The organism is Bacillus sp. GW821-FHT11D08, assembly GCF_058808515.1.
The window spans coordinates 17,534-34,712 of record NZ_JBXARS010000007.1; the positions used below are offsets into that span (position 1 = coordinate 17,534).

The 17,179-nt window shown below is 46.2% G+C and carries 19 protein-coding genes; 15 read left to right on the forward strand and 4 right to left on the reverse strand.

What is annotated here, in order from left to right:
- Positions 1-188: 188 nt before the first annotated feature.
- Both soj and AC1RRX_RS14350 read left to right on the forward strand, forming a co-directional pair.
- A complete protein-coding gene (gene soj / locus AC1RRX_RS14345) occupies positions 189-950 on the forward strand; it encodes a sporulation initiation inhibitor protein Soj (RefSeq protein WP_007409899.1) in 762 nt (253 codons plus the stop codon).
- Positions 943-1,794, forward strand: coding sequence for a ParB/RepB/Spo0J family partition protein (locus tag AC1RRX_RS14350; RefSeq protein ID WP_004392966.1), 852 nt, complete (start codon positions 943-945; stop codon positions 1,792-1,794). The genes soj and AC1RRX_RS14350 overlap by 8 nt, the downstream gene beginning before the upstream one ends.
- Before the next feature lie 29 nt (positions 1,795-1,823).
- Here AC1RRX_RS14350 and yyaC read toward each other — a convergent pair whose 3' ends face one another.
- Both yyaC and AC1RRX_RS14360 read right to left on the reverse strand, forming a co-directional pair.
- Positions 1,824-2,438: a spore protease YyaC gene (yyaC, locus tag AC1RRX_RS14355; protein ID WP_004392969.1), complete on the reverse strand. Its 615-nt coding sequence runs from the start codon at positions 2,436-2,438 to the stop codon at positions 1,824-1,826.
- Between the two features lie 174 nt (positions 2,439-2,612).
- Complete coding sequence (locus AC1RRX_RS14360) at positions 2,613-3,116, reverse strand: GNAT family N-acetyltransferase (RefSeq protein ID WP_144464670.1); 504 nt, start codon at positions 3,114-3,116, stop codon at positions 2,613-2,615.
- 143 nt (positions 3,117-3,259) lie between these two features.
- On the opposite strand from AC1RRX_RS14360, the gene AC1RRX_RS14365 reads away from it, so the two are divergent.
- From AC1RRX_RS14365 to AC1RRX_RS14420, 12 genes are all read left to right on the forward strand, one after another.
- Complete coding sequence (locus AC1RRX_RS14365) at positions 3,260-4,285, forward strand: YkvI family membrane protein (protein WP_088005468.1); 1,026 nt, start codon at positions 3,260-3,262, stop codon at positions 4,283-4,285.
- A gap of 85 nt (positions 4,286-4,370) precedes the next feature.
- Entirely contained in the window at positions 4,371-4,577 is a 207-nt protein-coding gene (locus AC1RRX_RS14370) for a DUF951 domain-containing protein (protein WP_004392973.1), read from the forward strand.
- A gap of 46 nt (positions 4,578-4,623) precedes the next feature.
- Complete coding sequence (locus tag AC1RRX_RS14375) at positions 4,624-6,627, forward strand: molybdopterin-dependent oxidoreductase (RefSeq protein WP_144464672.1); 2,004 nt, start codon at positions 4,624-4,626, stop codon at positions 6,625-6,627.
- 126 nt (positions 6,628-6,753) lie between these two features.
- On the forward strand, positions 6,754-7,854 hold the full coding sequence (gene ychF, locus AC1RRX_RS14380; RefSeq protein WP_004392975.1) for a redox-regulated ATPase YchF: 1,101 nt from the start codon (positions 6,754-6,756) through the stop codon (positions 7,852-7,854).
- A gap of 111 nt (positions 7,855-7,965) precedes the next feature.
- Positions 7,966-8,253: a 30S ribosomal protein S6 gene (gene rpsF / locus AC1RRX_RS14385; protein WP_004392977.1), complete on the forward strand. Its 288-nt coding sequence runs from the start codon at positions 7,966-7,968 to the stop codon at positions 8,251-8,253.
- 39 nt (positions 8,254-8,292) lie between these two features.
- Entirely contained in the window at positions 8,293-8,811 is a 519-nt protein-coding gene (gene ssbA / locus AC1RRX_RS14390; protein WP_007615071.1) for a single-stranded DNA-binding protein SsbA, read from the forward strand.
- A gap of 43 nt (positions 8,812-8,854) precedes the next feature.
- On the forward strand, positions 8,855-9,094 hold the full coding sequence (gene rpsR, locus AC1RRX_RS14395) for a 30S ribosomal protein S18 (protein ID WP_029325793.1): 240 nt from the start codon (positions 8,855-8,857) through the stop codon (positions 9,092-9,094).
- A 188-nt stretch (positions 9,095-9,282) separates the two neighbouring features.
- Positions 9,283-9,864, forward strand: coding sequence for a bifunctional transcriptional activator/DNA repair enzyme AdaA (locus AC1RRX_RS14400; protein ID WP_144464674.1), 582 nt, complete (start codon positions 9,283-9,285; stop codon positions 9,862-9,864).
- Positions 9,861-10,418 (forward strand): methylated-DNA--[protein]-cysteine S-methyltransferase, encoded by a 558-nt coding sequence (locus tag AC1RRX_RS14405; protein ID WP_144464676.1) that lies wholly within the window; start codon positions 9,861-9,863, stop codon positions 10,416-10,418. Before AC1RRX_RS14400 ends, AC1RRX_RS14405 begins: the two co-directional genes overlap by 4 nt.
- Positions 10,415-11,173 carry an exodeoxyribonuclease III gene (xth, locus tag AC1RRX_RS14410; protein ID WP_007409893.1) on the forward strand — a complete coding sequence of 253 codons (759 nt, stop codon included), beginning with the start codon at positions 10,415-10,417 and terminating at the stop codon, positions 11,171-11,173. The genes AC1RRX_RS14405 and xth overlap by 4 nt, the downstream gene beginning before the upstream one ends.
- 62 nt (positions 11,174-11,235) lie before the next feature.
- The gene (locus tag AC1RRX_RS14415) at positions 11,236-12,180 is read left to right on the forward strand and encodes a LacI family DNA-binding transcriptional regulator (protein WP_007409892.1); all 945 of its coding nucleotides are present in this window, start codon (positions 11,236-11,238) and stop codon (positions 12,178-12,180) included.
- Positions 12,181-12,231: 51 nt separating this feature from the next.
- Positions 12,232-12,612 (forward strand): VOC family protein, encoded by a 381-nt coding sequence (locus tag AC1RRX_RS14420; RefSeq protein ID WP_144464678.1) that lies wholly within the window; start codon positions 12,232-12,234, stop codon positions 12,610-12,612.
- 32 nt (positions 12,613-12,644) lie between these two features.
- Here the strand turns inward: AC1RRX_RS14420 and AC1RRX_RS14425 are convergent, their stop codons facing one another.
- Positions 12,645-13,976: an MFS transporter gene (locus AC1RRX_RS14425; protein WP_144464680.1), complete on the reverse strand. Its 1,332-nt coding sequence runs from the start codon at positions 13,974-13,976 to the stop codon at positions 12,645-12,647.
- Positions 13,977-14,190: 214 nt separating this feature from the next.
- On the opposite strand from AC1RRX_RS14425, the gene AC1RRX_RS14430 reads away from it, so the two are divergent.
- Positions 14,191-15,087: a CPBP family intramembrane glutamic endopeptidase gene (locus tag AC1RRX_RS14430; protein WP_144464682.1), complete on the forward strand. Its 897-nt coding sequence runs from the start codon at positions 14,191-14,193 to the stop codon at positions 15,085-15,087.
- On the opposite strand, the gene AC1RRX_RS14435 is transcribed toward AC1RRX_RS14430, so the two are convergent.
- On the reverse strand, positions 15,084-17,153 hold the full coding sequence (locus tag AC1RRX_RS14435) for a thioredoxin domain-containing protein (protein WP_053104733.1): 2,070 nt from the start codon (positions 17,151-17,153) through the stop codon (positions 15,084-15,086). The two genes, AC1RRX_RS14430 and AC1RRX_RS14435, sit on opposite strands and share 4 nt — an antisense overlap.
- Between the last annotated feature and the right edge of the window lie 26 nt (positions 17,154-17,179).

A 17,179-nucleotide genomic window follows, 5' to 3' on the forward strand; every position in this document is an offset into this window, starting at 1 on the left:
TGTCGTGAATTGTCTTTTTACAGTCAAAAAAGTCACTTTATCGGAGAACTTATATTAGAAAGTGTCTTTTTCGTTTACATTTTTTTCACTTGCTGATAAACAAATTATGAAAAAAATAAAACGCTTTACTCTTTTTTTGATAAGATAGAAACAAGACAGTACATGTTCATGTGAAGGTAGGTGACATCGTGGGAAAAATCATAGCAATTACGAACCAAAAAGGCGGAGTCGGGAAGACGACGACTTCTGTTAATCTGGGGGCTTGCTTGGCTTACATAGGTAAAAGGGTTCTTCTTGTTGATATTGATCCGCAGGGCAATGCAACGAGCGGATTAGGGATTGAAAAAGCCGATGTGGATCATTGTGTGTACGACATTTTAGTAGATGATGCAGATGTTACAGATATTATTAAACCGACTTCAGTAGAGAACTTAGATGTCATTCCGGCCACGATCCAGCTTGCGGGAGCGGAAATCGAATTGGTTCCGACGATCTCACGGGAGGTCAGGCTGAAAAGAGCATTAGAATCAGTGAAACAAAATTACGATTACATGATTATTGATTGTCCTCCGTCTCTCGGGTTATTAACGATTAATGCGCTTACCGCTTCAGATTCAGTCGTTATCCCGGTTCAGTGCGAATACTACGCTCTTGAAGGATTGAGTCAATTATTAAATACAGTTCGGCTTGTGCAAAAACATTTAAATACCGACTTAATGATAGAAGGAGTGCTTCTGACGATGCTTGATGCCAGAACGAATCTCGGCATTCAAGTGATAGAAGAGGTAAAGAAATACTTTAGAGATAAAGTGTATCAAACCATTATTCCTCGAAATGTCCGTTTAAGTGAGGCGCCGAGTCACGGCAAGCCGATCATATTATACGATCCGCGTTCGAGAGGTGCGGAAGTATATTTAGATTTAGCAAAGGAAGTGGCAGCGAATGGCTAAAGGCGGGCTCGGAAAAGGGATTAACGCGTTGTTTAATCAGGTTGATTTGTCTGAAGAGACAGTGGAAGAGATTAAAATCAGTGATTTACGTCCCAATCCTTATCAGCCAAGAAAACAATTTGACGATGAGTCATTAGCTGAACTGAAGGAATCCATCATTCAGCATGGCATTCTTCAGCCCATTATCGTGAGAAAATCATTGAAGGGCTATGATATTGTAGCCGGCGAACGCCGTTACCGCGCCGCAAAACTTGCCGGTAAAGAGACAGTGCCGGCTATCGTGCGGGATTTATCTGAATCGCTGATGCGGGAAATCGCTCTTTTGGAAAACCTTCAGCGTGAAGACTTATCACCGCTTGAAGAAGCTCTGGCATATGACTCACTGCTGAAGCATTTGGATTTAACCCAGGAACAGCTCGCTAAACGGCTCGGAAAAAGCAGGCCTCATATTGCCAACCATTTAAGACTGCTGACACTGCCGGAAAGCATCCAGAACCTCATTGCAGAAGGTACGTTATCCATGGGACACGGCAGAACCTTGCTTGGTTTGAAAAATAAAAACAAGCTTGAACCGCTTGTGAAGAAAGTGGTTGAAGAACAGCTGAACGTCCGTCAGCTTGAGCAGCTGATTCAGCAGTTAAATAACAATGTTCCACGTGAAACAAAGAAAAAAGAACCTGTTCAAGATGTGGTGTTAAAAGAGCGGGAATCGTATTTGCAAAATTACTTCGGAACAACAGTAAATATTAAGAGACAAAAGAAAAAAGGGAAGATTGAGATTGAGTTTTTCTCAAATGAAGATCTTGAACGTATCCTAGAACTATTGTCTGAAAGAGAAGCGTAAAAACCATCTTTTTAAAAAAAGATGGTTTTTTATATACGTCTTGTCAGCTTATGAAACGGACTGAGCCGTTCCTGCCGGCCTTCTGATTTATCTGTCAGCTGTAACCCCTCTGCTAAAACATTTGCCATGCTCATAACAAGATGAAGCCTCGTATTCTGCAGGACAAAATACTCCATAAACCCGCTGACATTGACGATTCCATTGATATGGACGTCACCGATTTCAGGAAGATCTTTTTGAACACCTGCTCCGGGCTTCAGCGGCCCATCGCCGATTTGAAATGACCCTACGCTTTTGACGCGGCCTAAACAAGCATCAACCGCTATAATAAACGGATTTTTATGTAGATGTTGAATATCTTTCAGCTTGTCTTTCATATTGACGGCGTGAACAGGATCTGACAGCGTGCCGTAAACGTGCAATCTGCCTAAATTCATTTTTTCTAACTTTGTTCCTACGAGCGGACCTAATGAATCTCCGGTCGACCGATCTGTGCCGATACACACGGTGACTAACGGTCTGCCGGCTGCTTTACGTAAAGATGAAGTAAGGATCGCTTGTATTTGATTCGCAGCAGAAGAATCCGTATGAGATACATATTGTTTTGCCCGTTCTTGAGAAAAAAGCCCGCCTTTTCGATTCATAAGGTTCACTTCCTTGTCATGTCATACGAGTATTACATTGTTGTTTTTGGTGTTGTATGGTTGTTTACAGTATATCCAGCGCTTCCTTTTTTTATGCTTATGTCGTGATCAGCATGCCGGTTGTTTGAAAAGAGCGGGATAGAAAAAAGAACCCAGAGCGATTGTTCTCTAAGTTCATGAAAGAAATAAGACCATTTGATCTACATCGACATATCGCTGATGATCTAATTTCAGCGCTCTTTTTTCTGTAGAGAAGAGAATAAATCCTAACTGGGCGTAGAGTTTTTTTGCGGGTTCATTTGTTGAGGTAACAGAGAGATGGAGCTGTTCTGTGTCCTTCATCTTTTTTGCACGGCTGATGGCTTCCGTCATTAAAGCTTTTCCCGCGCCTGACCCTCGGTGTTTGGGGGAAATATACATAGAACCGATAACCGTAATGTGTCTTAGTTTAAACAGCGGATGCTTGGAGATCTTGAGGATTCCTATCAGTCTGTCTTTTTCAAAGGCGCCAAGCACGATGGCATTGTCGGCTTCAAGCCTGGCTTTAAATTTTTCGGACGGCCATTCTTTCTCCTCATCATAGCTGACGGCAAATGCGTCCGGGTGATCTTTTAAAGCTTTGAGCCTGATATCGGTATAAGGCTGGGTATCATTTGCGGTTAAACGCCTGATGTACATGGTTTGAGCTCCTTGCATAAGTGAATTTTTCTGAATAGTCAATCGTCGATATCATACCATATTTGTCCCATTTGTATGAATGATTGCCGCTGTCACTCAATATAGTAGCAATATGCGGAGATGATCAGAAATTTTATGAGGTGATGAGGGTGTGGAGAGCCGGGATGAAGTGGATGCTGCTCATATTAAGCAGCCAGATTGGGGCTGGGTATGCAAGCGGGCAGGAAATATGGCAGTTTTTCGGTGTCGAAAGCGGACTGGCTATTGTATTGTTTACAGTCATGTTTACGATTTCGGCTTATATTGTGTTGAAGATCAGCTATCGGGTTCAATCAACGCACTTTTTACCTGTGCTTGAGCATCTGATGGGGCCGGCTCTTGCTAAAGTCTATGATGTGCTTATTATGTTTTATTTGTTTTCAATGACGATGGTTATGATTGCCGGCGGCGGTGTGACGCTGCAAATGTACAAGCTGCCGTTTTGGATCGGTATTTTTCTTCTTTGCATTGTGACCGTCGGTTTATTCTTTTGGGATATAAAAGGAATATTATCTCTGAATAGTATTTTGATACCGATTCTTGTAGCGGGGCTGTTATATGCATTGGTCTTTTTTCAGACAACCCATCATTACACGTGGACGATAGATTTGACCCGCCAGTATAATTGGCCGGCAAGCATTACCTTCACGTCCTTAAACATCCTTTCTGTTGTCGCTGTTCTTTCTTCAATCGGGAAAGATATGAAGGGACTGGGAGAAGCGAAAATCGCAAGCGTTGCAAGCGGGCTGATTTTCGGTATGATTTCATTTGTTTACAATGAAACGCTTGTACAGCTTTCAGGCAGTCTTACACAATATGAGATTCCTCTTTTCGCTGTCCTTGAAGGCGCTCCTTATCCGTTATTTCTTTGTATGGCCGCCGTGCTTTTTTTAGCCATCTATACGACAACCGTGACCGGTCTGTTCGGGCTGTCCAGCCGCATGCTTGCATTTGTGAAATTGCCGAGATGGACGCTCGTATCTCTTCTTTTAGCTGTGATGGTGCCTTTTACGACAATCGGTTTTTCAGATTTGATCGCGATTTTATATCCCATTTACGGGCTTTTAAGTCTTTATTTGCTGGTATGTCTTCTTCTTTACCCTATTTTAGGGAGATGGAAAAAAGTATAATGCTCATTTTGGGTGCGGCCGTTGCTCTTATCCTGTCTTTTTTTGTACAATAAATAAAGCAGTCTATGGAGAGAGGTGAAGGGTCTTGGCGGATAAAGACTTTGGCCTGAATGATATTGTTGAAATGAAGAAACCGCATCCTTGCGGTGAAAACAGGTGGAAAATCATTCGGATGGGAATGGATATTCGGATCAAATGCACGGGTTGTTCCCACAGTGTCATGATTCCGAGAAGAGATTTTGAGAGAAAGCTGAAAAAAGTACTCGTCAAGCATGAGGAGCCTACATCATAAGGGCTGGCGCTCATGCTTTTTCATATAGAGGAGAGGAAGAGGCCCGATGAGCAAAGTGCATCAGTCAGCGTGCCCGCTGAATTGCTGGGACAGCTGCGGCTTTTTGGTGACAGTTGAGGATGGAAAGGTGACGAAAGTAGACGGAGACCCGAATCATCCCATTACGGAAGGGAAAATTTGCGGCCGGGGCAGAATGCTGGAGACGAAAACGAATGCGCCGGAACGGCTTCGTTTTCCTTTAAAAAAGATAGACGGCGAATTTGTCCGCATTTCCTGGGAGCAGGCGTTAGATGAAATTGCTGAAAAAATGGCGGTGATTAAGGAGACGTTGGGCACTGCCGCAGTGCTGCACAGTCATGATTACGCCAATAACGGTCTTTTGAAGGCGCTCGACCAGCGTTTTTTCAATGGATACGGCGGTGTGACGGAGATTGCGGGCAGCATATGCTGGGGTTCCGGCATTGAAGCGCAGCGCTGGGATTTCGGGCGTTCTTACGGGCATGGACCGCTTGATATTTATCACAGCAAGCATGTGATCGTATGGGGCAGAAACGTGTCCCGGACGAATATGCACCTCTATCATCATCTGCAGCAGGTGAAGAAAAAAGGAGCGACACTGACGGTCATTGATCCTATTTTTAACCCGACTGCCAAGCTTGCCGATCGGTATATATCTGTCAAACCCGGCATGGATGGCTGGCTTGCGGCGGGTGTTTTAAAAATATTATGCCAAACCGGCAGAACCGATTCCGATTTCATTCAAAGGCATTCGGTCGGTTTTGAAGAAATAGAAAAGCTTCTGCAGACGATTTCTATTGAGGAGATCATTGAGAAAACAGAAACGTCTTTAGAAGTGATTGAATATCTTGCTGATTTATATGCTGACGGTCCCGCCTCCACTTTTATGGGTCTTGGGATGCAGAGATATAAAAACGGGGGCGGGACGATACGGTGGATTGACGCTTTAGCTGCGGCGAGCGGAAATGTCGGTATCAAAGGCGGCGGCGCAAACTTCGGAAATGTGCAAGTCGGTGAAAGCTTTGCAAAGGCCGAGCTCACCCGGCCTGATCTGAAGAAAAGTTCGAGAACGTTTTCGATGATGACTCAAGCCGAAGAGGCGCTGAATGCAGCCGATCCGCCGATTGAGATGATCATCGTGACGTGCGGCAATCCGCTGACACAGGTGCCGAATACAAAAAAAGTGAAGGAAGCATTTGAAAAAACACCGGTCACAGTGGCCATTGATTCGGTCATGACCGATACGGCGAAGCTCTGTGACTATGTGCTGCCGACAGCCGTTGTTTTCGAAGAGGAAGATATTTATTATTCCAGCATGTATCATCACTATGTTCAATATGGCAAGAAGCTTGCGGAACCGCAGGGAGAGGCAAAATCAGACCGCTGGATCTGGACGGAACTCGCAAAGCGTCTCGGATTCGGGGAGCTCTTTGATTACAGTACGGAAGATTTCTTAAAAATGGGGCTCTCTTCTTTGGAGAAAGAAGGAATCACCCTTGAGCAATTAAAGGAAAAAGGACATATGCCGCTTCCGGTCAAACAGGTTCCGTGGAGTGATTTTCAATTTTTAACCCCGAGCGGAAAATTTGAATTCGTCTCGTCACTGGCAGAAGAGAAAGGATACAGCGGCCTCCCTCAATTGGAAGTGCCGGAGGAGTCTGTTTATCATGACGCCGGACTGGCCGGGAAATATCCGTATACGCTGCTGTCCATTCACCCGCAGCGCTCCAATCATTCACAGCACGTGCCGTTTATTGAAAAGCTTCAGCAGATTCAGGTGGATCTGTCGCCGGATATCGCCGAGGAGCTTTCACTTCAAGACGGAGATACGGCAGAGGTGTACAATGACCGCGGCCGTCTGCGCGGCAGGGTGAAAATCATGAAGCAGGCTCACCCGAGGACGGTGAATATAGATGAAGGCATGTGGGCGGCATTCGGAGGCTCCGTCAACATGCTCACAAAGGATTCAAATTCCGATAATGGAATGGGAAGTACGCTTTTTGACTGTCTGGTAGCGGTTAAAAAAGGATAATCTAAGGAGAGAGAGGGCGGGAAATGCTTTTTTCTCAGCTTGTCTTTTCCTATGAACCTCCTTATAATTGCTCTAGGTTTACAATACGTTTATACGATGATGGTTTGATATAGAGGAGATGAAAGAATGGCTTTAACTGCTGGAATTGTCGGTTTGCCGAATGTCGGAAAATCGACGTTATTTAATGCAATTACCCAGGCTGGTGCCGAATCAGCCAACTACCCGTTCTGTACAATTGATCCGAACGTGGGAATCGTGGAAGTGCCGGATGAACGTCTGCAAAAGCTGACTGAATTGGTGAACCCGAAAAAAACGGTGCCGACTGCGTTTGAATTCACTGATATCGCGGGGATCGTAAAAGGCGCATCAAAAGGTGAAGGACTCGGAAATAAGTTTCTTTCTCATATCCGTCAGGTTGATGCGATCTGCCACGTTGTACGCGCATTCGCTGATGACAATATTACGCACGTGTCAGGGAAAGTCGATCCGATTGACGATATTGAAACGATCAATCTTGAATTGATTCTTGCCGACATGGAGACAGTCGAAAAACGTATCACGCGTGTAAGCAAGCTTGCAAAGCAAAAAGACAAAGAAGCGGTTTTTGAATTTGACATTCTGTCTAAATTAAAAGAAGCTTTCGAACAAGAAAAGCCTGCCCGTTCCGTTGAATTTACGGAAGAACAGCAAAAGCTTGTGAAGCAGCTTCATTTGCTTACGTCAAAACCCGTGCTTTATGTAGCAAATGTAAGCGAGGATGAAGTGGCTGATCCTTCAGATAATGAATATGTTGCGAAAATCCGGGAGTACGCCGCGGGTGAAAACGCCGAAGTTATCGTCGTCTGCGCGAAAATTGAGTCTGAAATTGCTGAATTGGAAGGCGAAGAAAAACAAATGTTCCTTGAGGAGCTCGGCATCGAAGAATCAGGTCTTGATCAGCTGATTAAAGCGTCATACTCTCTTCTCGGCCTTGCGACATACTTTACGGCGGGCGAACAGGAAGTGCGCGCATGGACATTCAGAAAAGGCATGAAAGCTCCTGAGTGTGCGGGTATCATCCACACTGACTTTGAACGCGGCTTTATCCGCGCTGAAACGGTTGCTTATGAAGACCTTTTGGCAGGCGGCGGAATGTCCGGAGCGAAAGAAGCCGGAAAAGTGCGTCTGGAAGGTAAGGAATATGTAGTCCAAGACGGAGATGTCATTCATTTCCGATTTAATGTATAGGACACAGTTGTAAAGGGACAAGAGCTTTGGTATAATATAAACTTGTGAGTAATAGAATTATTGCTCCTTGCCCATTATAGGGCCGCTTAGACCAAAAGGAGGTGCAAACAGATGAAAAAGTACGAAGTTATGTACATTATCCGTCCGAACATTGACGAAGAGTCAAAGAAGGCAGTTATCGAGCGTTTCAACAACGTATTAACTTCTAACGGAGCGGAGATCACTGGAACAAAAGATTGGGGTAAACGTCGTCTTGCTTACGAAATCAACGATTTCCGTGACGGTTTCTACCAAATCTTAAACGTTCAGTCTGAAGCTGCAGCGGTTGCTGAATTCGACCGTTTAGCTAAGATCAGTGACGATATCATTCGCCACATCGTTGTTAAAGAAGAAGAATAAGCAATTTGAAATATATAATGTTAAAAGGTGGTCTTTCATATGCTTAACCGAGTTGTATTAGTCGGAAGACTGACAAAAGACCCAGAGCTTCGTTATACGCCAAGCGGTGCGGCTGTCGCCACGTTTACTCTTGCTGTGAATCGTACATTCACGAACCAGTCCGGAGAACGTGAAGCCGATTTCATTAATTGTGTCACTTGGAGAAGACAAGCCGAAAACGTTGCAAACTTTCTTAAAAAAGGAAGCCTTGCCGGCGTAGACGGCCGACTCCAGACAAGAAATTATGAAAACCAGCAGGGACAGCGTGTCTTCGTGACAGAAGTCCAAGCTGAAAGTGTTCAATTTCTTGAGCCTAAAAACAACGGCGGTTCTGGATCAGGCGGATACAACGAAGGAAACAGCGGCGGAGGCCAATACTTTGGCGGAGGCCAAAATGATAATCCGTTCGGCGGAAATCAGAACAACCAGAGACGAAATCAAGGGAACAGCTTTAATGATGATCCATTTGCCAACGACGGCAAGCCGATTGACATCTCGGATGATGATCTTCCGTTCTAATAGATTATCGCTATATTCATAACGAGAAAGGTGGGAAATGACAATGGCAGGAGGACGCAGAGGCGGTCGTGCGAAACGCCGTAAGGTTTGTTACTTCACTTCTAACGGCATTACGCACATCGATTACAAAGATGTAGATCTTCTTAGAAAGTTTGTTTCTGAGCGTGGTAAAATCTTACCTCGCCGTGTAACTGGAACACATGCGAAATACCAACGTAAATTGACTATCGCGATCAAACGCGCACGTCAAATGGCTTTACTTCCATACGTAACTGGCGAGTAAGCCGAAAGAAAAGAGCAAGAGCCTGCGGGCTCCTGCTCTTTTTTTATATCAGTCCCCCTCCATCCTGCCGAAATGTTTCACATGAAACATGGAAGTGCTTCTTACACCTTTGTTATCTTGCTCCTCTATTCAAAAACGCGTACTTATGCAATGAATTTGTTTATACTGAAAAACAGGGGGTGGCTGAGATGGAGACAGACAGAAATATCCTGACTGATGAAAAGTGGAGCGCAATCATACGCAATGATGCTTCTTATGACGGAGTATTTTATTATGCAGTAAAAACGACGGGAATTTTCTGCCGGCCTTCTTGTAAATCGAGAGTTCCGAATAAAGAAAACGTACTGGTGTTTGATACGGCTGATGCAGCGCTCGATAAACATTTTCGTCCCTGTAAAAGGTGCCGGCCGAACGGTCTTCGTCTTCCTGATGAAGAATGGATTGCTCAAATCATTGAATACATTGAACGCCATTATCACGAATCCCTGACTCTGAGTGTACTGGCCGAAATGTGTCACGGCAGCCCCTATCATTTACAGCGGACATTTAAAAAAATCAGGGGAATATCCCCGATTGAGTATATACAGAAAATAAGATTGTCGAAGGCGGGACACCTTTTAAAGCATACTGATATGACAGTCATGGAGATCGCTCTGACTGTCGGAATTCCAAACACAGCGCATTTCGCGACTCTTTTTAAAAAGAGAACCGGGAGTTCGCCCACAGAATACCGAAAAACGGCCAAAATGGGACAGGGAGGTTCAATATGAGTAAAGAGCCTATGATCTATTGGACACTCTTCACACGGAATGATTGGAGCCTGTATACAGCCGCCACATCTAAGGGGCTTTGCTTTATAGGGTCAAATCATGGAAGCTTTGAAGAGTTTGAGCAGTGGGCAAAAAAATCACTGCCGCAATACCGATTGGCACGTGGTGATGAAAAGCTGGCGCCTTATACGGCAGAGCTGTCCGAGTACATTGAAAATGGCAGATCAGCTTTTTCAGTGCCGGTGGATCTTTACGGGACAGAATTTCAGCTTGCTGTATGGAAAGCGCTTATGGACATACCGTACGGCGAGATATACTCCTATTCGGATATAGCAAAAATGATTCAGAAACCGGCAGCCGTAAGAGCCGTGGGCGCTGCGATTGGAAAAAATCCGGTATTGATTACGGTTCCGTGCCATCGCGTCATCGGAAAAAACGGGAAACTGACCGGATTCAGAGGCGGTTTAGAAATGAAAAAGCAGCTGCTGGCATTAGAGGGCGGAAACATTGAAACACTGGAATACCGGCTGAGCCGGACAGGAGGGATCACATGAAACTGATGTCTTGGAATGTAAACGGCTTGCGTGCCGTGATGAAAAAGATAGATATCAATACTTACGTTCAGGAAACGGAAGCCGATATTCTATGTCTGCAAGAAACAAAAGTACAGGACGGACAAGTATCATTACAGCCTGAAGGATATCACGCCTATTGGAACTATGCGGTGAAAAAAGGCTACTCAGGCACGGCTGTTTTTTCGAAAGAAAAGCCGCTGCACGTGCTCTATGGACTGGGGATTGACGACCATGATCAAGAAGGACGGGTGATCACGCTTGAATTTGAGCATGTGTTTGTCGTCAACTGTTATACGCCGAATGCCAAACGCGGATTAGAGCGAATTGATTACCGTCTTCAATGGGAAGCCGATTTTAAGGATTATCTGCAGAAGCTTGACCGGAAGAAGCCCGTGATCTTATGCGGCGATCTGAATGTCGCACACAGGGAGATAGACTTAAAAAATCCGAAAGCCAACCGGAAGAACGCCGGTTTCTCGGAGCAGGAGCGGGAAGCGTTCAGCGCCCTGCTGAACGCGGGATTTACCGACTCATTCCGCTATTTATATCCTGATCGGGAAGGCGCCTATTCCTGGTGGTCTTACAGGACGAACGCACGTGAGAAAAACATCGGCTGGCGGCTTGATTACGTCATTGTTTCAGACAGACTGAAGCAGCGGATCAGCCAAGCGGCCATTTGTGCCGATATCATGGGTTCTGACCATTGCCCTGTTGAAATGACAGTGGATTTATGATGAGATAGCAGTAAGAGAAATCCACTCTTGCTGCTTTTTTATCACTGAAAATGGAGGAGCACATGGCAAATATAAAAGAGATTGCGAAACTGGCGAATGTGTCGGTGGCCACCGTATCACGCGTATTAAACCGACACCCGTACGTATCTGAGGAGAAAAGGCGTCTTGTGAATCAAGTGATGAAGGAGCTGGATTATACCCCTAATCGAACCGCCATTGATCTGATTCGCGGAAAGACCAATACAATCGGCGTGATTTTGCCGTACAGTGACCATCCCTGCTTTGACAAAATTGTAAACGGTATCACGAAGGAAGCGTTTGCCCATGATTACGTGACAACCCTTCTCCCCACCAACTATGACCCCGCTATAGAGATGACATATTTCGAACTGCTGAAAATGAAAAAGATTGACGGACTGATTGTCACGTCCCGCGCGAATGAATGGGAGACCGCCGTGCCTTACCTGGAATACGGTCCCATTGTCGCTTGTGAATATACACAGCATCAAGAGATTCCCTGCGCTTATAATGACAGGCAGGCAGCATACAGAGAAAGCTTTTTGTATTTGAAAAACCGCGGGCATCAAGACGTTGCTTTTACATGTGTGCGGGAAGCGGAAAAAAGCCCGAGTACGGCCGACAAGGTAACCGCATATAAGGCGGTCTTCGGCTCTCTTGATGAAACTCGCATTCTGGTCGGATGCCATGATATGGACGACGGAAAGCGAGCGGGTGAGCACTTCTGGGGTTTCGACAAGGCGCCGACGGCCATCTATGCGCACAGTGATGACGTGGCTGCCGGCTTGTACCAGTTTGCGAAAGAACAGAAATGGGACGCGGAGATCATCGGCGAGGGAAATCTGAGCGTCAGCCGGGCATTGAATATTCCATCCCTGGAACTTCATTTGGAACGGGTCGGAAAGGAAGCATTTTTATTATTTTTTCACGAAGAAACGGCTAAAAAACAAATTATGCATCAATTTCAGCGGAAAAAAGTCTTGAGCTGAAATGGGTTTCATGCTTTATAAATAGATTGAGAAAAAAAGGGAGGCGGACATATGCGAATTGAACATGCAGCGATATGGGTGAAAGATTTGGAACGGATGAAAGAGTTTTATGAGACATACTTCGGCGCCAAGACCAATGACCTTTATCATAATGAGAAAAAAGATTTCAAATCGTATTTTCTTTCATTTGACTCCGGATGCAGGCTGGAACTTATGAAAAAAGGCGGCATTGATGAAGCTCCGGCACAGAATATGACCGGATGGGCGCATCTCGCATTTTCTACAGGCAGCAAGGAGCGGGTGAATGAATTGACGGAAACGTTTAAAAACGATGGATTTCAGGTTGTAAGCGGCCCGCGCGTGACGGGTGACGGATATTATGAGAGCGTGATAGAGGATGGGGAAGGCAATTTGATAGAAATCACAGTGTAACAGTGCGGAGTGATTCCGCACTGTTTTTTTGATTAAATTTGCTGTGCATTTGTTTTCGGGCCGAAGAGGATTAACAAAACGGAACACAGAAGCCAGCAGCCGCCGATGAACAAAAAGACGCTGATGTAGCCGAGCTTAACGGCAATAAACCCGACGAGCAGGGAGCCGAATATGTTGGAAAAACGGCCGAGCCCATACGCCAGCCCGCTCCCGGCCGAGCGATATTCCGTAGGATACGGTTCCGATGTGTAGGCGTATAGATTTGAGGTGAAGATCCGTTCCATGACGTTAACGACAAATCCAAACACAATAATCATGACGGGAATAAACGTCATGCCGTATAACAGTCCGGCAATGGCAGTCAGAAAGGCGCTTGCTGCCAGAATCCATTTCCTTTGGAACGTTTCGGATATCATGGAACCGAGCAATGCGCCAAGCGGTGCGCCGACAGAGTGAAGCACATTGTACCACAGTGTTTTTTCCATGGTGATGCCGTTGCTTTTCAGCAGGCTGGGCACCCATGAAGCAAAGCCGTAAAAGCCAAAGGTTTCAAGAATCCATACCGCTGACAGGATGATGGTGATCTTTAAATTCCTGCCCTGAAACAGCCCTAAGTAGCCTGCGCGCTTCACTGTATGTACTTCTGCCGCCTCTTTTGGCGCGGGAAGCGGGCCTTTTTCTTTCTCTGCACGTGCTTCAAGACGGTTCATAATGGCGTTTGCCTGATCATATGCGCCCCGATTTTCGTGCCAGCGCGGCGATTCCTCAAGCCGGCGGATAAAAAAGAAATAAATGAGACCGGCCGCCCCCCATACGAATACGAGCCGCCACCCCCATGAGCCTAAAGGAATGACAAATGCGGAAACAACGTTTGTGACGGGAACGCCGATTAGTCCGATCATGGCGCAAAGGGAGATGTATTTTCCCCGTACGGAGGATGGAAAAAATTCCGCCAAATAGCTGTTCGTCACAATCATGGCGGCCGCGACGCCGAGACCGGTCAAGAATCGGAAAATCATTAAGGACGGAATGTCCCATGCCAGCGCATTCAGAAAAGATGAGATCGAAAAGACAAGGACAAAACAATTCAGCGCTTTTTTCCTGCCGATCCGATCGGACAGCCTTCCGCCGATGGACGCGCCTAAAAACATGCCCAGGAATGATGCGGCCGTGATGTCGGCAATGGTGGACAGCTTCACGCCCCAATGCTCAATCAGCGCCGGAGCCACGTTGCTGAGCGTAAACAGATCAGCGAGATCAAAAAAATAGATGATTCCGAGAGCGGTTAATACTTGATAATGCACACGTGAAATGGGGAGACGGTCTAATCGGTTCGCTACATTTGAGAATGTCTGATGTTTCATAAAAAACCCCCTGACTTTGCAATTGTAATCAGAAAATACTGTGAATTTATCTGACGAATACATTATAAAGGTCTTTTTTTGGCAAAAACAGAGTGTAAATAACCAGAGCCAAAGGAAACGGCATAGCGCTTTCTTCTTAAAATATATAACATTTCCTATATCTGTTTCTGTTTATATTGTAAAATGTTGAAGGAAAGGAAGTTGATGCATAAATATGAATACGTTTGTACGCCCAGCAGAGGGAAGAAATAGTGTATCGAGATATATTCTTTCTCTGTTGGTCATTGTGGGTTTGTTCTTTTTCGGAAGCATACTGACCGTGTTTTATATGTTTCTCACGTCCGCTTTCAATCCTTCACTGACGATAAATTGGGATGAGGGGGCATTAAGTGACCCGCTGGCGGATATTTATTTACAGCATATCGTCTATTTCATAGCGATTCCGGGCATTTGGATAGCGGTTCGTTTCATTATGAAACGGCGGTTTTTATCCATCATCACACCGAATCAGTCGCTGAACTGGAAGAGGATTTTCTTTGGATTCGGCACATATGTTGTGCTGATGTTTGTCGCGGGGCTGATTGATTTTACAATTCATCCGGATCGTTTCATGCTTCAGGAATTCCATGCTTCACGTTTTCTGCTGCTGTTAGCGGCGGCCGTCTTGTTGGTGCCGATTCAAACCTCTGCGGAGGAATTTCTCTTTCGCGGTTTTCTGCTTCAGTTCGCCGGAAAATTGACGGCAAACGCGGTGGTTCTGACAGTCATTATCGGCGGATTATTCGGCGCACTTCATTTCGGGAATCCGGAGATGGAAAATGGAGCTCTCTGGGCGGGAATCGGATATGTCACCATCGGCATGATCTGGACCTTTATCACGATTAAAACGGGCAGTCTGGAGATGTCCCTTGGCGGTCACGCTGCCAATAATATGTTTTTATTTATCTTTCTCACAGAGGATCATTCGGTGTACGGCGGCATTCCGTCGATATTTACAACAGCAGCCGGCGGCTATGAAATATATGATTGCATATCGACTCTGGTGATCAATATCATCTTCGCATGGCTCGCATTCCGTTTTGTGAAAAAAGAAAAGCAGCAGGCCGCCTAGGCTCTGCTGCTGATTTGTAAGGTGTTCATCGCTTCATCAATATCCGTCGTCGGCCTCCGGCAGGCGAAATTCTCACAAATGTAGACCGTTGTCTTCCCGTCGATCATTTGATAACCCGCGGCAAAGTCAGAAATGCCGGCAAGCTCTTCCGGATGTTCTGCGGCGAGAATCGTATAGGCGGGAGTGAAATGCTCCTGAAGCGCCTCAATGAAACGTTTTCTGTCCGGGTCATCTTTCCTTCCGAAAACAACGATTTCTTTTTGGGGCATTGTATGTGCCAGTACGCTTTGCATGAAGAAAGCGTTGCTGCTCGGATAGGCCTCTATTTCCCGTTTGAACACAGAAAACATCGCTTCGGCTTTTTCAATCAGTGATATATCACCCGTCAGGCGGCCGAGACGAAGCAGCTGTACGGCAGTCGCGCTGTTTCCGGAAGGCACGGCTCCGTCATAAACCTCTTTTTCCCTGACAAGAAGGGTCTCAGCATCATTCCCCGTAAAGAAGAAACCTCCGTGCCGTTCATCCCAGAACAGCTCCAGCATGCTTGTACATAACGTTTTCGCTTTCTGCAGATAAGACGGATTAAAACCCGCTTCATACAGTTCAAGGTAAGCCCAGATGAGAAAAGCGTAATCATCGATAAACCCTTTGTTTTTCACTTCGCCCTCGCGATAGCGGACCATGACGCGCCCGTCCGGCATGAGGTGCCGTTCGAGAAAGCGGATCGCTGTTTCCGCCATGCTGAGAAAGTCAGGCTCGTGAAATACCTTTGCGGCTTTTGCCAGCCCGGCAATCATGAGCGCGTTCCATGAGGTCAGCACTTTGTCATCTGTATGCGGATAGCTTCTGTTTTCACGGGCCTCCAGCAATTTTGTTCTTGCCTCTTCAAGGCGTTCGGCCAGCTCATGTCCTGTGAGGCCGGTCTCTTCGAGGATGGCCTCACGCCGCGTAAAAATGAGGTGCGGGATGTTTTCGCCTTCAAAATTGCCTTGATCTGTGATGTTATACACCTTGCAGTAAAGCGGGCCGAGTTCATCACCGAGAAGGTTCATAATTTCTTTTTTGGACCATATGTAATATTTCCCCTCACGGCCTTCGGTATCAGCGTCTAAAGCTGAGAAAAAGCTGCCGTCTTCATGCATCATTTCCCGCTGAATAAACGTTACGATCTGCATCGCAATCTGTTTGTAGCGCTCATTACCCGTGACTTGATAGGCTTCCGTATAGGCGGTCAGGAGAAGGGCGTTGTCATACAGCATTTTCTCAAAATGCGGCACGAGCCATTCATTATCAGTCGAGTAGCGGGCAAAGCCGAACCCGATGTGGTCAAAAATCCCGCCGTTCGCCATGCCGTCGAGTGTCTTGGTTACGCCGGCCAAAGCCTGTTCCTTGCCCGTATAGCTGTAGTAGCGAAGCAGAAACATGAGCATATGCGGCATCGGAAATTTTGGAGCCTGGCCGAACCCGCCGTACACTGTATCAAACCCGCCGGCCAGCTGGCGATACGTGTCATGAACAGCCTGTTCGCCAAGCATGCCCTCGGTCGGGTGAACCTTGACTTCAAGATGAGCGGCGGCGTTTTCGGCGATATCCTCGACATGCTGCCGGTCATTCGCAAACGTTTCGGACAGATGTTCAAGCACATCGATAAAGCCCGGACGGTTAAATTTGCTCGTCTTCGGAAAATATGTCCCCGCATAAAACGGCTTCTGATCTGGGGTGACGAACACGTTCAGCGGCCACCCGCCCTGCCCCGTCATCAGCTGGCAGATTCTCATATACACGGAATCCACATCAGGCCGCTCCTCACGATCAACCTTGATGGCTATGAATTTATCGTTTAACATACCGGCGATCTCTTCGTCCTCAAAGGATTCGTGGGCCATTACGTGACACCAGTGACACGTCGAATAGCCGATGCTGACAAGAACCGGCTTGTTTTCGCGTTTTGCTTTTTCGAAGGCTTCTTTTCCCCAAGGATGCCAGTTTACGGGGTTGTGGGCATGTTGGAGCAGATAGGGGGACTTCTCCGTGATTAAACTGTTGGGTTTGCTATTGTTTGGCATGGGCTCACCTGCTTTCTATTAATATT

What these genes read in the sequence shown, in the direction of transcription:
- AC1RRX_RS14350 (WP_004392966.1), top strand. Translation starts at nt 943, where the DNA reads ATGGCTAAAGGCGGGCTCGGAAAAGGGATTAACGCGTTGTTTAATCAG.
- AC1RRX_RS14360 (WP_144464670.1), bottom strand. Translation starts at nt 3,116, where the DNA reads ATGTACATCAGGCGTTTAACCGCAAATGATACCCAGCCTTATACCGAT.
- xth (WP_007409893.1), top strand. Translation starts at nt 10,415, where the DNA reads ATGAAACTGATGTCTTGGAATGTAAACGGCTTGCGTGCCGTGATGAAA.
- ychF (WP_004392975.1), top strand. Translation starts at nt 6,754, where the DNA reads ATGGCTTTAACTGCTGGAATTGTCGGTTTGCCGAATGTCGGAAAATCG.
- AC1RRX_RS14430 (WP_144464682.1), top strand. Translation starts at nt 14,191, where the DNA reads ATGAATACGTTTGTACGCCCAGCAGAGGGAAGAAATAGTGTATCGAGA.
- AC1RRX_RS14400 (WP_144464674.1), top strand. Translation starts at nt 9,283, where the DNA reads ATGGAGACAGACAGAAATATCCTGACTGATGAAAAGTGGAGCGCAATC.
- AC1RRX_RS14420 (WP_144464678.1), top strand. Translation starts at nt 12,232, where the DNA reads ATGCGAATTGAACATGCAGCGATATGGGTGAAAGATTTGGAACGGATG.
- rpsF (WP_004392977.1), top strand. Translation starts at nt 7,966, where the DNA reads ATGAAAAAGTACGAAGTTATGTACATTATCCGTCCGAACATTGACGAA.
- yyaC (WP_004392969.1), bottom strand. Translation starts at nt 2,438, where the DNA reads ATGAATCGAAAAGGCGGGCTTTTTTCTCAAGAACGGGCAAAACAATAT.
- rpsR (WP_029325793.1), top strand. Translation starts at nt 8,855, where the DNA reads ATGGCAGGAGGACGCAGAGGCGGTCGTGCGAAACGCCGTAAGGTTTGT.
- AC1RRX_RS14375 (WP_144464672.1), top strand. Translation starts at nt 4,624, where the DNA reads ATGAGCAAAGTGCATCAGTCAGCGTGCCCGCTGAATTGCTGGGACAGC.
- AC1RRX_RS14405 (WP_144464676.1), top strand. Translation starts at nt 9,861, where the DNA reads ATGAGTAAAGAGCCTATGATCTATTGGACACTCTTCACACGGAATGAT.
- AC1RRX_RS14415 (WP_007409892.1), top strand. Translation starts at nt 11,236, where the DNA reads ATGGCAAATATAAAAGAGATTGCGAAACTGGCGAATGTGTCGGTGGCC.
- ssbA (WP_007615071.1), top strand. Translation starts at nt 8,293, where the DNA reads ATGCTTAACCGAGTTGTATTAGTCGGAAGACTGACAAAAGACCCAGAG.
- AC1RRX_RS14435 (WP_053104733.1), bottom strand. Translation starts at nt 17,153, where the DNA reads ATGCCAAACAATAGCAAACCCAACAGTTTAATCACGGAGAAGTCCCCC.
- AC1RRX_RS14425 (WP_144464680.1), bottom strand. Translation starts at nt 13,976, where the DNA reads ATGAAACATCAGACATTCTCAAATGTAGCGAACCGATTAGACCGTCTC.
- AC1RRX_RS14365 (WP_088005468.1), top strand. Translation starts at nt 3,260, where the DNA reads ATGAGGGTGTGGAGAGCCGGGATGAAGTGGATGCTGCTCATATTAAGC.